We start from the raw sequence: 17,294 nt of genomic DNA, 5'->3' as shown, positions 1-17,294 counted from the left end.
GATAACTTCGTTCTTTGTCCGCCGAAAAAATAGGCAAAGCTTTCTCCAGCTTGAGGTTGCAAATATCTACTAGATTAGTCGATTATTGGGCATCGCCTCGGAAGCCTCTGAAAGCGAAATGAAATTGATACCCTCGGAGAAGATCATGTCGTTGAACTTGTCTAACCTGACCCGTCGTGCAGCTTTGGCCCTATCCGGGGCGGTGCTGGCGGGGATGCTGTCTACGGCGGCGTTTGCCGAGAATACCAAAATCAAGGTCGGCATCATGGGTGGTGAAGATGAAGCGGTTTGGGCGGTGGCAGCCGAGCAAGCCAAGGCCAAGGGGCTTGATCTGGAACTGGTGGTGTTCAACGATTACACCCAGCCGAATGAAGCGTTGCAGAACGGCGAGGTTGACGCCAACGCGTTTCAGCACCAGCCCTATCTGGATGCGCAGATCGCAGCACATGGCTATACGATCAGCCAAGTTGGTTTGACTGCGGTTTGGCCGATTGGGCTTTATTCGAAGAAATATCACTCGGTTGCCGAACTGCCGGATGGCGCGATTGTCGGGATTCCGAACGATCCGGCCAATGCGGGCCGGGCGCTGAACGTGTTGGCCTCGCAAGGCTTGATCAAACTGCGCGACGGTGCGGGGATTTTGGCAACCGCGGCGGATGTTACCGAGAACCCGAAGAACCTTGAGATCAAAGAACTTGATGCGGGCGTCGTCGGTCGTGCGATCGAAGATCTGGATGCTGCGGTGGTGAACACCGACTGGGCGCTGAAATCGGGGCTGGTGCCAGAGACTGATCGCATTGCGCAGGAAGCTGTGAAGGACAATCCGTACAACAACTTCATCGCGGTGAAGACCGATCGCAAGGATGAGGCTTGGGTTAAGGAATTGGTCGCGTCGTATCAGAACGATGCGGTGAAAACCGAGTTTGACAAGGTTTACAAAGGCACTGGCATTTCGGCCTGGTAAGCTTGATGACATCACTTTGGCGGGGCGCAGATTGTGCCCCGTCTTTTCCATTTGCAGAAAACGGCTTGCGATGAATGCGCTAATTGAGATTGAGCGACTGTCAGAAAATGTCGCGCCAGAAAGCGTTGGGCTGCAGGGTGTCAGCCGCAGCTTTGGCGCGGCGGTGGCTTTGCATGACATCAACCTGTCGATCAAGCGCGGTGAGATTGTTGGGCTGATCGGGCGATCCGGTGCGGGCAAATCGACGCTGATCCGTGTTCTGAATGGTTTGGATAAGCCGCAAGCGGGGCGGGTGGTGATTGGCGGGCAGGATATTACCGATCTGGACGAGCGCGCTTTGCAGCCGATCCGCCGTCGGATCGGGATGATATTTCAGCACTTCAACCTGTTGTCGGCCAAAACCGTGGCCGAGAATGTCGCGCTGCCGTTGAAGATTGCGGGGCAGGGGACAGAGGTGCGGCGCAAGCGGGTGATGGAATTGCTCGATTTGGTAGGGCTGGCGGATAAGGCGCAAGCCTATCCGGCGCAGCTTTCGGGCGGGCAGAAGCAACGGGTGGGGATAGCGCGGGCATTGGCACCCGAGCCGGTTTTGCTGTTGTCGGATGAGGCAACCTCGGCCTTGGACCCGGAAACCACCGGGTCGATTTTGGGTCTGTTGGCGCGGGTCAACCGAGATCTGGGGTTGACGGTTTTAATGATCACGCATGAGATTGAAGTGGTGCGGCAGATTGCGCACAGGGTCGTCGTGCTGGACGGTGGCCGCGTGGTCGAAGAAGGCGCGGTGGCGCGGGTTTTGGCCTCACCACAGACCGAGGTTACGCGAGCCTTGGTGCGCGGGTTGTCGCCGAGTTTGCCTGGCGACCTGATGGCTTTGGTTAGGCCCTTAGGCGCGCAGGCTTTGCTGCGGCTGGACGTTTACGGGCCGCAGGCTCGGTTGCCAATATTGTCACGGATTGCCGAGATTACCGGCCAACCGGCGCGGTTGCTGCATGGCGGTTTGAACGATGTGCAGGGCGAGCCTTATGGTCGGATGTTCATTGCTCTGGGGACCGCAGATGCTGCGAAGCTGGCGCAGGTTTTGGCGGCGCTTTCGCCGATTTCCGTTGGTTTGGAGGTGCTTGGCTATGTCCCAGCAGATGTTTGAGCTGTTGCTGAAGGGGCTGTGGGAAACCACGGTGATGACCGGGGTTTCTGGTGCTTTGTCGTTCCTGTTGGGCTTGCCGCTTGCCTTGGTGCTGGTGACAACCGACCGGGGTGGGATATTTGAGAACCTGAGCGTCAACCGGGTTCTGGGCGGCATCGTCAACGCGCTGCGGTCGGTGCCGTTCATCATTCTGCTGGTGGCGGTGATCCCGTTCACTCGGTTGTTGGTCGGCTCTGCGATTGGAATTGCGGCGGCGATTGTGCCGCTGACGATTGCCGCCACGCCTTATTTCGCCCGCATCGCTGAGGTGTCGCTGCGTGAGGTGGATCGTGGGCTGATCGACGCGGCCCGCGCTATGGGAGCGAACCGCTGGACGATTTTGCGCGAAGTGCTGGTGCCAGAGGCTTTGCCCGGGATCGTGTCGGGCTTCACGGTGACGCTGGTGACGTTGATCGGCGCATCCGCGATGGCGGGGGCGGTCGGCGCGGGTGGCTTGGGCGATATTGCCATTCGCTACGGCTATCAGCGGTTTGAGACGGCGGTGATGGTCGCCGTCGTCATTGTGCTGATCGTTATGGTCTGCGGCTTGCAGGCATTTGGCGATTGGCTCACGCGACGGATCGACCACCGCTAGGCTTAGCCCACGCGGTTGCCGTGCACCCAAGTGCCGCGCAGGGCTGCCGAATTGGCAACGCGGGCAACGCGGATGACGTCGGCGCGGGCACCTATTTCCAGCGAGCCTCGGTCGGTCAGGCCCACGGCTTGCGCTGGTGCGGCGGTAACTGTGCGGACACCGCGGGCTACATCGCCCCACAGATCACCGAGCAGCAGGGCGGCTGACAGCAGCGCCGACGGCACGTAATCGGACGAGACGATATCGAGCAGATCGGCCTCGGCCAGACGGTGTGCGGCGACGTTGCCGGAATGGGAACCACCGCGGATCAGGTTGGGCGCACCCATCATCACCTTGATGCCAAGCGCGCGGCAGGCGGTTGCGGCCTCCAGCGTGGTGGGGAACTCGGCAAAATGCGCGCCGTGTCGGGCCGAGGTTGCGACCTGTTCGGCGGTAGTATCGTCGTGGCTGGCGAGCACTGCGCCAAAGCGTCTGGCCTCGGACACCGCTGCGGCTTCGTGGGCTTGGCCAAGCCGGGTCGAGATGGAGACTTGCTCGGCGACATGGCTTTCAAACTCAGACTCCGACAGCCCGTGTTTGCCGCAAACATAGGCGCGGAGTTGGGTAAGGTCGCGAAACTGGCGTTGACCGGGGGTGTGATCCATCAGGCTGACAATGCCGATGCGATCTTCCGGGCCAAACTTCGCCAGTTCTGCAATGAGGGTTTCAGAGCAAACTTCGGCGCGCAGATGCAGGAAATGGCTGATCCGCAACGCACCTTTATTGCGCAGGTCTAGGATTTCATTGGCCAAAGTGCGGGCGTATTCGCCAAGGTCGCCCTTTTTGCTTGAAGTGATCGAGCCAACCCGCAGCGCATCAAACACTGTGGTGATGCCGGTGCTGGCAAGTTCGGCGTCATGGGCGATGATGGCGCTGGCATGTGGCCAGTTGACCTTTGGGCGCGGCTCGATATGGCGTTCGAGGTTGTCGGTGTGCAACTCAATCAGCCCCGGCATCACCAGATCGCCTTCGCAATTCACAGCGCCTACGGACACCGAAGTGCCGTGGTCGATGGCGGTGATCACGCCATTTTCCAGCCGGATCGCGCCGTGGATAACTTCGTTCGGCAAGACCAGAGTGGCATTGGCAAGGATGGTCTGGGACATGGGGGCGGCTTTCGTTATGGTCAGGAGGGAATGGCGAAATTCTGTCACAGCGGTGTGACAAAACCCGGGTATCGGCGGCGGTTATGGAAAATATGAAGCGATACGCTGTCTATTACGCGCCAAAGGCGGGGGCTTTTGCCGAGGCCGCTGCGGCATGGCTGGGTTGGGATGCGCAGAAGGGTTGTGCTGTTGGGCAGCCAGCCGTGGCGTTGCCACGCAGCTTGGCAAATATCACAGCCGAGCCGCGCAAATACGGCTTTCACGGCACGCTGAAACCGCCGTTTCGGCTGGCGGATGGCGTCAGCTTCGATGATCTGAGCAACGCTGTTGCAAGCGTTGCCGCCAGACTGCATCCGCTGGTGATGGCGGGGTTGGAGATGGTCAATCTGCAGGGCTTTCTGGCCTTGGTGCCGCAAGGGGATCTCGCGCCATTGCAAGCTTTGGCGGCTGAGGTAGTGGGTTTGCTGGAGCCGTGTCGTGCGGCTTTGAGCCCGCCAGAGATCGCCCGCCGTAAGCCCGATAGCCTGACTGTGCGGCAGCGCGAATTGCTGGCGATTTACGGCTATCCCTATGTGATGGAACAGTTTCGGTTTCATTTGACGCTGACCGGGACGCTGGCTGATGCCGAGCTTGCTGCCGTCACTCGGGCGGCGCTTGCGCATATCAAAGCCGTGCTGCCGCGACCGTTCAGGCTGGATGATCTGTGTTTGTTTGGCGAGGATGATCGCGGGCAATTCCATCTGCTGCACCGTTACTCCCTGAGTGCTTGAAGCAGTTGGGCTACGCCTTGCGCCGGGGTGCCGGTGTTGCGGATATCGACAACGCGGGTGCCTTCGGGCAACTCGTAGCTGGCGCGGTCAAGACGGGCAGTGATTTCGGCGCGGGTTTCACGGCCCCGTGCGGCAAGGCGTTCGGCGAGCACATCTGAGGGTGCGGAGATGCGGATTACCGTGAGGTCAGGGAAGGCCGTCAGCGCCGCGGTTAATGCCCCGCGAGAGCCGTTGACCAGAACGGTGCCGCCTTCGCTTAAGGATGCGACTTCACGCTTTGGCACGCCGTAGCTCAGGCCGTGCGCTTGCCAGTGCAGGGCAAACTCATCTGCGGCCAAACGCTGTTGGAACTCTGGCGGGGTGACACCTTCAAACGGCTCGCCGGTATCGGTTGATGGCCGAGTGATGACGCGCCGCGCCCAATGCAGTGTTGGATCGGCGGCTTTGGCCCCAGCGAGCAGGGTGTCTTTGCCGACACCCGAGGCACCCACCACAAGGAACAAATGGCCGGTCATGCGGCAACTTTTGGGGTGAAATCGCGGACATCGACCACCCGATCGCAGACTTGCGCACGGGCGGCCTCATCATGGAAGATCCCCAAGATTGCAGCGCCGCGCGCCTTGGCTTCTGCGATCAAATCCAGCACCACCGCCCCATTTACCGCATCCAAGCTGGCGGTGGGTTCATCCAGCAACAGCGCGGGGTAGGGATACGCGAAGCCGCGTGCGATATTGACGCGCTGCTGTTCGCCGCCGGAAAAGGTAGTGGGTGACAGGTTCCACAGGCGTTCGGGGATATTCAACCGCGTCAAAAGACTGGCGGCGCGGTCGCGGGCCTGATCGGCGGGGACGCCGAGGTTCAAGAGCGGCTCGGCCACCACCTCAATCGTTGGCACACGCGGCACGACGCGGAGGAACTGGCTGACATAGCCCAGCGTCTTGCGCCGAAGTTGGATGATCTGGCGCGGGGCTGCTTGTGCAACGTCCAGCGTGCCGACCCGGATCATGCCAGACGCCGCGAGATAATTGCCCCAAACCATCCGCATCAGCGTCGATTTGCCCGCACCTGACGCGCCAATCAAGCCGACACATTCGCCGGGACGCACATGCAGGTTTGCATTCGCCATCACCGGGAGCACCGCAGCGCCCTGATTGTGCAGCGTAAAGCTTTTCGCAAGGTCACGAATTTCGATCATAGTGTGGGCTCTCGTTTAAAGAAAATCGGGATGGAGGCTGGCATCGGATCAGACCTGCAACACGGAAGAAACCAGCAGCTGCGTGTAGGCGTGCTGCGGATCGTCAAGCACCTGATCGGTCAGCCCTTGTTCCACCACATGACCGCTCTTCATCACCATCAGCCGATCCGCCAGCAGCCGCACCACCGCCAGATCATGCGTGACGATGATCGCCGAAAGTCCCATATCGCGCACAAGGCCGCGCAGCAGATCAAGGAGCCGCGCCTGAACCGACACATCCAGCCCACCCGTGGGTTCGTCCATGAACACAAGGCGCGGGCCGGTCACCAGATTGCGGGCGATTTGCAGGCGTTGCTGCATACCGCCGGAAAACGCGCGCGGGCGGTCGTCGATGCGGTCGGCGGCAATCTCTACGCGGCCGAGCCAATCAATCGCCTTGTCGCGGATATCGCCGTAATGCCGCGCGCCGATTGCCATCAAACGCTCGCCCACATTGCCGCCCGCAGATACGCCCATCCGCAAACCATCGCGCGGGTTTTGATGCACGAAAGCCCAGTCGGTGCGCGCCATGCGGCGGCGGTCAGCCTCGGCCATCGTCACGGTATCGCGCGGGCCTTGCGCCGTTTGAAAGATCACGCTGCCCTGATCGGGGGGCATATGACCCGCAAGGCAGGACAGCAGCGTTGACTTGCCCGAGCCGCTTTCGCCGACGATTCCCAGGACTTCGCCGGGAAACAGATCAAACGACACGTCGGCGCAGCCAATCCGCGCGCCGTAACGCTTGGTCAGCCCTTGCACCGACAGCAGCGGCTGATCGGTTTCGGCGGTTAGGTTGAGATTTAGCATTCCCATCACACAGTCTCCTGCATCGGCACACCCAAGGGGCCGAGATGCCCGGCCTCACGTCGGGTTCGGCAGAAATCGGTGTCGGAGCAGACAAACATCCGGCCGCCCTGATCGTCGGTGATCACCTCATCGAGGTAGCTGTCAGAGGCAGCGCACAGATCGCAGTCATGCGGGGCTTTAGAGGGCACAAACGGGTGATCGTCAAAATCGAGGCTCACCACATGGGTGTAGGGTGGCAGCGCGTAAATCCGCTGCTCACGCCCCGCGCCGAACAGTTGGATCGCGGCGGAGTTTGACAGTTTCGGGTTGTCAAACTTTGGGATTGGCGACGGGTCCATCACATAGCGGCCTTCAACCTTCACCGGATAAGCGTAGGCGGTGGCGATGGTGCCGTGCCGCGCGATATCCTCGTATAGTTTGACGTGCATCAGGCCGTATTCTTCAAGCTCGTGCATCTTGCGGGTTTCGGTTTCGCGGGGTTCCAGAAACCGCAGCGGTTCGGGGATCGGCACTTGATAAACCAAGATTTGGCCCTCGGTCAGCGTCGCTTCGGGGATGCGGTGGCGGGTCTGGATAATGCTGGCCTCGGCTGTGGCTTCGGTAACGGCCACCCCGGCGGTGCGCTGGAAGAATTTGCGGATTGAGACGGCGTTGGTGGTGTCATCGGCACCTTGGTCGATGACTTTCAGCGTATCCTCGGGCGTCAGACAAGCGGCAGTCACCTGCACGCCGCCAGTGCCCCAACCGTAAGGCATTGGCATTTCCCGGCTGGCGAAGGGCACTTGATAACCCGGCACTGCAATGCCCTTCAGGATCGCACGGCGGATCATTCGCTTGGTTTGCTCGTCGAGATAGGCGAAGTTGTAAGCCTGATCGGTCATTCCGCAGCCTCTTGTGTGGCAAAAACCTCGGCGCGCAGACGGCGCACCAATTCCAGTTCCGATTGAAAATCAACGTAATGCGGCAGCTTGATGTGTTCGAGAAAGCCAGTTGCCTGCACGTTATCTGCGTGCATCAACACGAACTCTTCATCCTGCGCCGGGGCGCCGGTGTAGTCTTCACCCAGTTCCGCCCATCGCAAGGACCGATCCACCAGAGACATCGCAATCGCCTTGCGCTCGGTTTGCCCGAACACCAAGCCGTAACCGCGGGTAAACTGCGGGGCCACGGTTTTGCTGCCTTTGAACTGGTTGACGGTTTCGCATTCGGTCAGCTCAATCTCGCCAATTTCCACGGCGAAGCCCAATTCGGGGATGTCCATTTCGACCGCCACCGTGCCGATGCGCAACTCACCCACGAAAGCATGGGTGCGCCCGTAGCCGCGCTGGGTTGAATATGCCATCGACAGGATAAACCCCTCATCGCCGCGCGTGATGGCTTGCAGACGCAGGGCGCGGTTTGCGGGCAACTCCATCGGCTCGCGGGTCAGATCGGCAGGCTGGGCGTCGCCTGTCGGTTCGGTTTCAATCATGCCCTCGCGGTTGAGAAACTCGGTGACATGCGGTACGGGCGCGGTGCTAGCGGGCGCTGTCGGAGCGGCGGGAACCTCGCCCTCTGCGGCCAGTTTGAAATCGAGCAGTCGGTGGGTGTAATCAAAAGTCGGGCCAAGGATCTGGCCACCGGGAAGGTCTTTGAAGGTTGCGGAAACCCGCCGGATCACCGCCATTTCTTCAGTTTTGACCGGGAGGGAGGCGCCCAAACGCGGCAGGGTGGTGCGGTAGGCGCGGATGAGAAAGATCGCCTCAATCAGATCGCCGCGCGCTTGTTTGATCGCCAAAGCCGCCAGATCTGGATCGTAGAGCGAGCCTTCGGCCATCACGCGGTTGACCGCCAGCGCCAGTTGCTCGCGGATTTGCGCCACCGACAGTTCCGAAACCGTCGTATCGCCGCGCCGCTCTTCGGCCAGCCACGCATGGGCATTGTCAATCGCCCGCTCACCGCCTTTTACCGCAACATACATCAGCTTTCCTCCACGATGGTTGAGCGGGGCAGGCCAGCGACTTGGGTTCCGCAGGTCAGAAAGGCATCGAAGCCGAGCGGGAACAGGGTGCGATTGGCGCGGAAGGCTGCGGTTTCGGGCAGAGACAACTGCGCCGAAGTGGCGATGCCGGGGCCGGTCAGGCGTTGGCCTTGTGGGGAAAGATCGGGCATTTCGATGATTAGGGTGGCCGAGCGATCCGGATAGTCGGGCTGGCCTACTGCGAAGCGCGTCACAGGCTGCAAGGCGTCCCAATCGCCGACGGCAAACATTGCATCCTCGGCTGCCATCAGCGGCGCGCCACAGTGAAAAGTGATCCAATCGCGCAAGGCGGCGCAGTCATACGCGCCCGCCAAATGCACCGACGTTGTGCCATCGCAAAGGATCAGCAGCAGCACACCTGCGGCGACAGACAGCGGGGCCGGAGGCATAGCGCCCGTCACCTCACGGATTTCGCCGGGTCGGGCCAGAGCCTCAAGCGTGCCACGAAAGGCGCGGGCGGATTGTAGGGGGGCGTCGGCAAAGCCGCCCAGCAGAGCATCGGGGTTCATTGATCTTCTCCGCGCACTAGGGTGAAAAACTCAACGCGGGTGGCGGCGGCTTTGGCGGCCCGCGTGGCGCGACGCTGCGCCTCGCCTTCCGCCAAGGGCTGCAAAACGCTGATCTGCAAAGCGGCGGCTTGATCGGTTTGCAACAACGCATCCAGCACGGCGGCGCGGGTGGCATGGGCTTTGTCGCGCCCCTGCACATGACCATGCCCAACGGTGCCCGAGCCAAGCCGTAGCGCGCAGCGTGTTACCGTCATCTCGCCCAAATTGAACGGCTGACCGGTGCCGCCAATCCGCCCGCGCACCATCACAGCGCCGATTTCAGGCGCGCGCAGGAAATCATGCGGCGGAAGTTGCGGGAACAGCGTCGCCAGATGTGCTGGCTTGGCGCGGGCCAGCAGGCCCATCCACGCCTTGCGATCCGTTGGCTGTGGGGCGGGGTGTACGATCATTTCAATCTCGACATCTAGCGGAGCTTCTATACAACTAGACAAATTATTATGCCCGAGGTGGACAAAATGCACGTGAAGTTTTCGTAACAATGACTCGGCTCGCGATTTGGAAATCCATTGCCGACACGCTGTCGGGTGAAATCTCGGCCAATCGCTACGGTCCGGGTGACAAGTTACCGACTGAAGCAGAGTTGGCGGCGCGGTTTGGGGTCAATCGGCATACCGTGCGCCACGCGATCGCGGCGCTGGTGGCGGCAGGCACTGTGCATAGCAGGCGCGGGGCGGGGGTGTTTGTGACTGCCACGCCGACGGAATATGCGCTGGGGCGCAGGGTGCGGTTTCATCAGAATGTGATGGCGTCGGGGCGCACGCCGTCACGGCAGATTTTGCGGCTTGAGACCTGTGCGGCGGACGCGCGCGAGACGGCGGCTTTGGCGTTGCAACCGGGCGCGCTGGTGCATGTGATTGAGGGGTTATCGTTTGCGGATGCGGCGCCGTTGGCGGTGTTTCGTTCAGTGTTTCCGGCGGCACGGTTTGCGGGGCTACTCGACGTTATGGGACGGTTGCAGTCGATTACGGCGGCTTTGGCGGAGCTTGGGCTGGCGGATTACACGCGCGCCAGCACTGCGATCACCGCTGTTTCGGCTGATCCGCTGCTGGCGCTGCATCTGCGGCTGACGACGGGTGCTTCGGTGTTGCGGTCGGTCGCAGTGAACGTTGATCTGGCCGGGGTTCCGGTGGAGTTTGGCACGACTTGGTTCGCCGGAGAGCGGGTGACATTGACCGTGCCGGGTGAGCAGTTGGCTTAGGGCACATGCAACGACGCGTAGGCGTTTGTCCGCCAAGATGTGATCAGCGCGTGTCGTTCATTGCATTGCTTAAGGAGCCGAAATCTTGATTGGAGCGGAAATCTGTCTGATCGGGTTTTCTTGGACAATTCTTGCGCCCGCCCTAGCTTGCCTGCGAGGCCACGCAATTGGCTGGCCTTGAGGATATGATTGGAGGCAAAGATGCCAAGCAGCAGATTGATCCTGGGTACGGCACTGGTTGCCATCGCGAATTTCGCTGTGTCCGATGCGGATGCTCAAAGCGTCAACGCGGGCGCGCTCGCGGCCAGTACGACGCGGCCGTTTCAAAGCCAGACGGTTGCCGAGTTTAACACACCATGGGCGTTGGCGTTTTTGCCTGACGAGCGCATGTTGGTGACAGAGAAGCCGGGTGCGCTGTATTTGGTGACGGATAGCGGGGAAAAAACCGAAGTGTCGGGGGTGCCAGCGGTAGCGGCTTCGGGTCAAAACGGCTTGCTTGACGTCGCGATTGCGCCTGATTTCGCTGAAAGCAATTACGTGTATCTGACCTATGTGGAGCCAGACCCTGACGGCGCACGCTTGGCCCTTGCCCGCGCCAAGCTTATTGAAGACGGCGCGGAGGCTCGGCTTGAGGATTTTTCGGCGATCTGGCGGCAGACCCCGGGCGGTGGCAGGGGGCAGCCCGGCGGGATCATCGCCATTGAGCCGCAAGGTGCGCATTTGTTTCTGACCGTCGGAGATCGCATGGATCCAGAATCCGCCCAAGATCCTGATATGGCGCGCGGTAAAGTGCTGCGGCTGGGCTTAGACGGCTCTACGCCCGATGACAATCCGATGGTGGGTGAGGGCGGGGTTAAGGCGCAGACATGGACGACTGGCCATCGCAACCCGTACGGACTTGCGTTTGATGCCAGGGGTCAGCTTTGGCTGCACGAAATGGGGCCGCGGGGCGGGGATGAGTTGAACATGATCGAGCCGGGGCAGAATTATGGCTGGCCAGTGGTTTCCAACGGCAACAACTATAGCGGCTCGGACATTCCCGATCACGAGACACGACCCGAGTTTGCGCCGCCTGCGGTTTACTGGACGCCAGTGATCGCGCCTGCGGGGCTTGCGTTTTACGAAGCTGATTTGTTTCCGGCGTGGAAGGGGTCTGGTCTGATCGGAGGGCTTGCGGTGCAAGCATTGGTGCGGGTTGGCTTTGGGAGCGGGCCTGCGGATGAAGCTGACCGTTGGGATATGGGCGCGCGTATTCGTGACGTTGCTGTAGCGTCTGACGGTGCGGTCTGGGTTTTGGAAGACGCTAGCCCCGGGAAATTGCGGCGTTTGACTCCGGGGGAGTGACCCAGTCATGCCAGATCATCTGGATGCAGAAGGCTGCGGCCAAATCTAGCCGCAGGTTCCACAGTCAGCGCCGGACAAAATCGCCCGACGCACAAGATTGCAGGTTCATTTGAAGCGACTTTCGCTGACCATGGCGCGGTAGGTGCTGCGCATCTCGCCCCGGTCGGAGTAGCAACCGCGCAGGTAACGCTCGCCACTGGTGGCGCTATAGGCGGCGCGGCCGTGCACGATGCGGTGGTTGTCAAACACGATACATTCGGTGGCGTTCAGCCGGAACCGCATCATGTATTTGTCCGATTGCAACATGCGGCCAAATTTGCAGAACGCCGGGTAGTAGGCGTCGAGGAACTGTTGTGGCAGATCGAAGATGTCGGCCATGTGCTGACTGATGGTGACGCCGGTGACTGCGCCGTATTCGTCAAGCTCGATCACACGTTGCAGGGATCGCACGTCGTAGTGGTCATGCTCACAGTAGTAGGGGATGTGGGTTTCGGACAGCAGGCGGAACGCCTCGGGGTCTTCTTTGCGCAGGTCGTTGGCGACCGCGACGCCATCCAAGAACAGGTTCCGGCCACCCTCAACGCTATTGGCGCGGCAGTGCAGGAACTGCATTCCGGGGGCGAGATCTTCCGCCGGGGTGTCGGTGTGCATTTCCAACGCTTTGGCGGTGTAGGCGAGGTTGGTCGGCTTGATATGGGTGCGCACGTCAAAGAACTCGCCAAAGAATGTCGGGCGGACGTGGCCGATCAGGCGGACGGTTTCGGTCAGCCCTTCATCGCTGTCGGGCACGTCTGTTACGATTGCGACACCTTCAACCAGCAAAGCTTCGATCCAGCGCGCAACCTCGGCCTTGTCGGCGAGCAGTTTGGGCTGCGAAAACTTGGCGATATTGGCGTAGTGATCACTAAACCACGCGCGGCGCGGCAGGTTGGCTGGGTCTTGGCGACGCTCACCTTTGGCATAACGCTCAAGGAAATCCATCGGATAGGTGGAGCGGTGGCCGTCGTTCCACACCACGGTCAGGCCGTCAGCGGTAAGCTCGGTGCTTTGCGCCTTTGGGGCAGCGTCAAGATGGAAAATGTCGAAGGTGCGCTCACGGGTTTGGCTGTCAAACGAGGTCGGGCAGTTGTCGCGCAGCCAGTAGGCGTTGAAATAACCTGTGCGGCCTGAAGCGAGTTGCACGGTCAGGCCGTTTTCAGACAAAACCACCGAAGTGTCGATTGCGATGTTCATAGCGTGTTTTCCTATATGGGGGCGTAGCTTCGCCCGCAGTCGACTCTCCCATATCCGCATCAATAGGCGCTGGCGTTGAGAACTATAACGCGGTAAAAATTGTGCTTAAGTTAACTTGGGGATTATGATGTCAGCGCAACGCTTGCCCCCGTTGAGGTTGTTCGCGGTGTTCGAGGCTGTCTTGCGCAGCGGCAGCCCGCAACGGGCGGCGGCAGAGTTGAATGTGTCGCAGCCTGCGATCAGTCAGGCGATCAAGTCGCTGGAAACTCATATCGGTGCGCCGCTGTTGGACCGTAGCACGCGACCACCAACGTTGACCGAAGCCGGGCGGATTTTGCAGCGGGCGGTGACAGAGGGTTTGGGCCGGATCACCGAAGCCATCGCGCAAATTCACGCAATGCAGCGGGTGTCGCCGGGGTCGGTGACGGTGGCCTGTTCTGTGGGCACGGCGACTTATTGGTTGATGCCCAGACTGACCGAGTTTTATGGCGCGCATGGCGATGTATCGGTGAATGTGATGACCACGGCGCAGGGCACGCCACCGATCACGCCGGGGATCGATCTGGCGATCCGTTATGGCTTGGGGAACTGGACCGATGGGCGGGTTTTGACCCTGTTTGCCGAAAGCGTCGTGCCGGTTTGCCATCCGAGCTTGCGGCAACGGGTGCAGGAAGCCGGGCAGGGGTTTGACAGTCTGCCGCTGCTGCATGTCAATTCGGGCGAGGACAGTTGGCTGAGTTGGCGGGATTATGCGCGTGCGGTGGGGTTGCCAGAGCCGCGTGGCACCGGGCGCAGTTTCACCAATTATGTGCAGGCGACACAGGCGGCGCTGGATGGGCATGGTGTGATGCTGGGGTGGGAGTCCAACACCTCTGATCTGATCCGGCGCGGCAGGCTTGTGGTGCTGCCCTTCCCGCGATTGCAGCCGAAAGAGGCGTTCTATCTGGTGATCCCACCGCATCGCGCGGATCAGCCAGCGGTGCGCACGCTGGCCGATTGGCTGAGCGGTTTTGCCGGAAGTGAACGGCCCGTTGTGCAAGGCTGACAGGTGGTTTGTCACCTGTCAGCAGCACTTCAGTTGGTGGCGGTATATTTGCGCAGCAACCCTGCTGTGGCCGACAGCAGAACGATCAGCACTCCGTAACCCACGGCCGTTACGGTCAAGCCGAGATGCGGCAACAGCAGCCCTGCGATCAAAGTCGGCGCTCCGAACGCCATATAGCTGAGCGTCAGGATTGAGGCGAACAGTTCGGCACGCTCATTCGGTGCGCTTAGCGGGATCAGCGTGCGCAGTGCACCGTAAAAGCAGGTGCCGAAGCCCTTTCCGGCCACGGCCAGCGCCACGAGGTAAAGCGGCAGTGACGGCAGCGCCATGCCGATCAGGGTCAACGCGGTGCCGATCGAAAGCGCCGCGGTGCCGCCGAGGGTGATCTGGCGCGGGCTGCGATGGCGGGCCAGAAAGCAAGCAAGCGCGCCCATGCCTGACAGCAGCGTCACCACAAAGGCTTGCATCAAGGTGCTGTGTATCCCGAAGATGCGCGACACGATTGGCGCGCCGAGTGAAAGATAGAGCCCACCGGTTGCCCAACCTGCGATGATTGCGGGTGCGGCTTGCCAGAATGCGTCGCGAGCGCGCGGCGGCAATCCCAGACGAGGACGTAGGGCTTTCAGCAAGCCTTCATGGCGAGGTGAGGTTTCGGGAAGCGCCCATGTGGCAACCGAGAGCACAAGGCTAAGCACAATAAGCGTGCCGAAGATATCAAACTTCGGAGCCTGCGCCACGCCCATGATGAAGCCGGCAACCAATGCGCCAAGGGCGAGGCCAACCAAAGGGATAACCGAATTGGCGATGGCAGCGATGCCGGTATGCGACGGCGGTTCCAGATCGACGATTGTTGCGGAAAGCGTGGAGAGTAGCAACGCGCAAGAGATACCCTGGATTGCGCGGGCCATCAGCAAACCCTCAACCGTGGTGGCTTGCTCAAAAACCAGCAACGACAGCGCCAGCCCGGCAAAGCCCGCAGACAGCACCGGACGTCTGCCGAGATGGTCAGAACACGATCCGGCAGTCAGCAGCGTCGCCAGCAGAAACACCGTATAGACCGCGAAAATCCCGGTCAGCACTGGGTCGGAAAAGCCGATGTCGCGTTGCAGCACCGGGTAAAACGGCGAAGGCGCGCTGGCACTGGCCATCATAAGCATCAGCCCGATCAAGACGATAGCGAAGCCTGCGTAATGTCTGGCGGTATAGGGGGTGTCGATCTTCATAAAATACTCACAAAGGCACAGATGCCGGGTTATTGTTCGATTATTTTCGAACAATTTCCTACTACCAATCTGGCGATTGTTCAACTATATTCGAACCATGAGCGAGAATATACCTTTTCCAGTCGGTGAGCTGCCGCACCCTGCGCGGGAGGAGTTGATCCTTTCGCAGGTGCTATTCGCTTTGAGCGATCCGGCGCGACTTGCCATTGTCAGTCAGTTGGTCGAGGGGCCGCTCGATATGGCGCGCTGTTATCTAACAGACCCGACTATCGCCAAATCCACGAAATCTCATCTGATGCGGGTGCTGCGCGAGGCTGGCGTGATACGCAACGAGCCGAAGGGCAGAGGGCGAACGCTTAGCCTGCGCCGCGAGGATCTGGATTATCGCTTTCCGGGCTTGTTGGATGCAATACTGTCGAGCGCGCCGAGTGGTGAGCGTTTGGATTTGACTTGAGCCTCAGGCTAAACCGTCGTGCGGAAGTGACGTTCGCGACCGTAAAGTGAGACGAGCAGCAGGATGATCGCTCCGAACGCGGCTTGCACGGAGGCGGGCGAAAAGTTCAAGCCAATCAATAGCGTGTTGATCTCGGTCAGCACCCAGACGCCTGCGATGGTGCCGATAAAGCTGCCGCGCCCGCCGACCAAAGCGGTGCCACCGACCACCACAGCGGCGATGGTTTGGAACAGGTAGGGTTGGCCGACATCGCCATAGGCCGAGCCGGTGAAGCCTAGCAGCAGCACGCCTGCCATTGCGGCAAACACCGATGAGGCGGCGAAGGTGACGGTCCATATCCGCAGCGGGTTGATCAGCGCGTAGGGGGCAGCGCCGGGGTTGGAGCCGAGCGCGTAGAGCCTGCGTCCGTAGGGCGTGCGCTCTAGCACCAGCACGATCAGTATGGTGAGGATCAGTAGGGCAGGGATCAGCGCGGGCACCGGTAGCGGGCCGAAAGAGCCGCCGATGGAGACGAATTGCGAGACGGCTTTGGGGGCGGAACCCGACGGGAAGCCTTTGGTCCAGATCAGCACGAGGCCCTGCACGATCATGCCGACACCGAGGGTGACGATCAGCGGATGCAGGTTCAGCCCACGCGAGAGTGCGCCATTGAACGCACCGATCAGCGCGGCGAGGCCGAAGACCACGACGCAGACCAGCCCAAAATGCCAGCCTTGACCGTAAAGCTGGGCGGCCACCACATTGGCGAAACCCATCACGAAGGGGATCGACAGGTCAATGCCACCGAGGATCACCACCAGCGTTTGGCCGATGGAGGCCACCGCCAGCAGGCTTGCGATCACCAGCATGGCGCGGATGGCGAAGGGGGCGGAATAGCCCGGGATCAGGGCAGTGCCGATGCCATGCAGCATTAGTGCCACGGCGAACGCTCCGATCACGCGGGCCTTGATGCTGTCTAGGTTAAGGGTCATGCGTGGCTCCGTTTGGCGCTGCGGTCTTGCAAGGCGATCAGCACCACGGCGACCACAAGGATGGTGCCATAGGCGACTTGCAGCACATAAGTTGAGACGTTGAAGGCGGTCAGCAGGCTTTGCAGCAGGAAAATGTCGATGGCTCCGATGGCAGCCCCTAGCAGGCCACCGCGCCCGCCTGCGAGACTGACGCCGCCCAAAGCGACGGCTGCGATGGCGATCAGGGTATAATTCGCGCCAACCTTAGGGTCTGCCGAGCCGATCAGGGCGGTCAACATCATGCCAGCGGCGCCCGCCAAAAGCCCGGTCAGCACATAGGCCAGAAAGCGGGTCAGCGTGACGGGAACGCCTGCGGTATAGGCGGCGCGGTCGTCAGAGCCTACGGCCCTCAGTTGCGCATGAAACGGCGTGCGGCAGAGCGCCCACCACAGGGCGGCGATGATGCCTCGGGGGAGGAAGCTCCACACCCCAGCCATTGCTTTCAGCCAATCGGGGGCGGGGCCGTTGGGGGCGGGCAGGATGGTCAGCGTCAGGCCGCC

The 17,294-nt window shown here is 61.0% G+C and carries 19 protein-coding genes and 1 pseudogene; 8 read left to right on the top strand and 12 right to left on the bottom strand.

Features of this window, described 5'->3' with window-relative positions; translation table 11 throughout:
- The first annotated feature begins 118 nt into the window (after positions 1–118).
- The 3 genes from JWS10_RS12470 (at position 119) to JWS10_RS12460 (ending at position 2,742) form a co-directional block, all read left to right on the top strand.
- Positions 119–964, top strand: coding sequence for a MetQ/NlpA family ABC transporter substrate-binding protein (locus JWS10_RS12470; protein ID WP_299507868.1), 846 nt, complete (start codon positions 119–121; stop codon positions 962–964).
- Positions 965–1,034: 70 nt separating this feature from the next.
- Positions 1,035–2,108, top strand: a complete 1,074-nt coding sequence (locus tag JWS10_RS12465; protein WP_299507866.1) for an ATP-binding cassette domain-containing protein — start codon at positions 1,035–1,037, stop codon at positions 2,106–2,108.
- On the top strand, positions 2,089–2,742 hold the full coding sequence (locus JWS10_RS12460; protein WP_299479374.1) for a methionine ABC transporter permease: 654 nt from the start codon (positions 2,089–2,091) through the stop codon (positions 2,740–2,742). The genes JWS10_RS12465 and JWS10_RS12460 overlap by 20 nt, the downstream gene beginning before the upstream one ends.
- A gap of 2 nt (positions 2,743–2,744) precedes the next feature.
- On the opposite strand, the gene JWS10_RS12455 is transcribed toward JWS10_RS12460, so the two are convergent.
- Positions 2,745–3,887 (bottom strand): alpha-D-ribose 1-methylphosphonate 5-triphosphate diphosphatase, encoded by a 1,143-nt coding sequence (locus tag JWS10_RS12455; protein ID WP_299507865.1) that lies wholly within the window; start codon positions 3,885–3,887, stop codon positions 2,745–2,747.
- Between the two features lie 83 nt (positions 3,888–3,970).
- Between JWS10_RS12455 and JWS10_RS12450 the strand changes: the two genes are divergently transcribed.
- A complete protein-coding gene (locus JWS10_RS12450) occupies positions 3,971–4,657 on the top strand; it encodes a DUF1045 domain-containing protein (protein WP_299507864.1) in 687 nt (228 codons plus the stop codon).
- Here JWS10_RS12450 and phnN read toward each other — a convergent pair.
- From phnN to phnG, 7 genes are read right to left on the bottom strand one after another with little or no spacing between them, the layout of a single operon-like run.
- Positions 4,639–5,172: a phosphonate metabolism protein/1,5-bisphosphokinase (PRPP-forming) PhnN gene (gene phnN / locus JWS10_RS12445; RefSeq protein ID WP_299507862.1), complete on the bottom strand. Its 534-nt coding sequence runs from the start codon at positions 5,170–5,172 to the stop codon at positions 4,639–4,641. The genes JWS10_RS12450 and phnN overlap by 19 nt on opposite strands.
- Entirely contained in the window at positions 5,169–5,852 is a 684-nt protein-coding gene (gene phnL / locus JWS10_RS12440; RefSeq protein ID WP_299507861.1) for a phosphonate C-P lyase system protein PhnL, read from the bottom strand. The genes phnN and phnL overlap by 4 nt, the downstream gene beginning before the upstream one ends.
- 48 nt (positions 5,853–5,900) lie before the next feature.
- On the bottom strand, positions 5,901–6,698 hold the full coding sequence (gene phnK / locus JWS10_RS12435) for a phosphonate C-P lyase system protein PhnK (protein WP_299479677.1): 798 nt from the start codon (positions 6,696–6,698) through the stop codon (positions 5,901–5,903).
- Positions 6,699–6,703: 5 nt separating this feature from the next.
- Positions 6,704–7,579 (bottom strand): alpha-D-ribose 1-methylphosphonate 5-phosphate C-P-lyase PhnJ, encoded by an 876-nt coding sequence (locus JWS10_RS12430; RefSeq protein ID WP_299507859.1) that lies wholly within the window; start codon positions 7,577–7,579, stop codon positions 6,704–6,706.
- The gene (locus JWS10_RS12425; RefSeq protein WP_299507858.1) at positions 7,576–8,658 is read right to left on the bottom strand and encodes a carbon-phosphorus lyase complex subunit PhnI; all 1,083 of its coding nucleotides are present in this window, start codon (positions 8,656–8,658) and stop codon (positions 7,576–7,578) included. Before JWS10_RS12425 ends, JWS10_RS12430 begins: the two co-directional genes overlap by 4 nt.
- Positions 8,658–9,227, bottom strand: a complete 570-nt coding sequence (phnH, locus tag JWS10_RS12420; protein WP_299507856.1) for a phosphonate C-P lyase system protein PhnH — start codon at positions 9,225–9,227, stop codon at positions 8,658–8,660. The genes JWS10_RS12425 and phnH overlap by 1 nt, the downstream gene beginning before the upstream one ends.
- Positions 9,224–9,676 (bottom strand): phosphonate C-P lyase system protein PhnG, encoded by a 453-nt coding sequence (phnG, locus tag JWS10_RS12415; protein ID WP_299507853.1) that lies wholly within the window; start codon positions 9,674–9,676, stop codon positions 9,224–9,226. The genes phnH and phnG overlap by 4 nt, the downstream gene beginning before the upstream one ends.
- 89 nt (positions 9,677–9,765) lie before the next feature.
- Between phnG and phnF the strand changes: the two genes are divergently transcribed.
- Both phnF and JWS10_RS12405 read left to right on the top strand, forming a co-directional pair.
- On the top strand, positions 9,766–10,485 hold the full coding sequence (gene phnF, locus JWS10_RS12410) for a phosphonate metabolism transcriptional regulator PhnF (RefSeq protein WP_299507846.1): 720 nt from the start codon (positions 9,766–9,768) through the stop codon (positions 10,483–10,485).
- A 201-nt stretch (positions 10,486–10,686) separates the two neighbouring features.
- A complete protein-coding gene (locus tag JWS10_RS12405; RefSeq protein WP_299507844.1) occupies positions 10,687–11,829 on the top strand; it encodes a PQQ-dependent sugar dehydrogenase in 1,143 nt (380 codons plus the stop codon).
- A 105-nt stretch (positions 11,830–11,934) separates the two neighbouring features.
- On the opposite strand, the gene JWS10_RS12400 is transcribed toward JWS10_RS12405, so the two are convergent.
- On the bottom strand, positions 11,935–13,062 hold the full coding sequence (locus JWS10_RS12400; protein WP_299507842.1) for a TauD/TfdA family dioxygenase: 1,128 nt from the start codon (positions 13,060–13,062) through the stop codon (positions 11,935–11,937).
- 127 nt (positions 13,063–13,189) lie between these two features.
- On the opposite strand from JWS10_RS12400, the gene JWS10_RS12395 reads away from it, so the two are divergent.
- A complete protein-coding gene (locus JWS10_RS12395; RefSeq protein WP_299507840.1) occupies positions 13,190–14,107 on the top strand; it encodes a LysR substrate-binding domain-containing protein in 918 nt (305 codons plus the stop codon).
- A gap of 29 nt (positions 14,108–14,136) precedes the next feature.
- Here the strand turns inward: JWS10_RS12395 and JWS10_RS12390 are convergent, their stop codons facing one another.
- Positions 14,137–15,330 (bottom strand): MFS transporter, encoded by a 1,194-nt coding sequence (locus JWS10_RS12390; RefSeq protein ID WP_299507838.1) that lies wholly within the window; start codon positions 15,328–15,330, stop codon positions 14,137–14,139.
- 97 nt (positions 15,331–15,427) lie between these two features.
- On the opposite strand from JWS10_RS12390, the gene JWS10_RS12385 reads away from it, so the two are divergent.
- The gene (locus JWS10_RS12385) at positions 15,428–15,784 is read left to right on the top strand and encodes a transcriptional regulator (protein WP_299507836.1); all 357 of its coding nucleotides are present in this window, start codon (positions 15,428–15,430) and stop codon (positions 15,782–15,784) included.
- Positions 15,785–15,792: 8 nt separating this feature from the next.
- Here the strand turns inward: JWS10_RS12385 and JWS10_RS12380 are convergent, their stop codons facing one another.
- Both JWS10_RS12380 and JWS10_RS12375 read right to left on the bottom strand, forming a co-directional pair.
- A complete protein-coding gene (locus tag JWS10_RS12380; protein WP_299507834.1) occupies positions 15,793–16,755 on the bottom strand; it encodes an ABC transporter permease in 963 nt (320 codons plus the stop codon).
- Positions 16,752–17,294: pseudogene (locus JWS10_RS12375) on the bottom strand (ABC transporter permease); the annotation flags it as partial. The pseudogene JWS10_RS12375 and the gene JWS10_RS12380, both read right to left, overlap by 4 nt.

It is taken from the genome of Cypionkella sp. (assembly GCF_028290025.1).
Lineage (GTDB): Bacteria > Pseudomonadota > Alphaproteobacteria > Rhodobacterales > Rhodobacteraceae > Cypionkella.
Note: the sequence above shows the minus strand (reverse complement) of the source record. Positions and strands in the feature narration are given on the sequence as shown.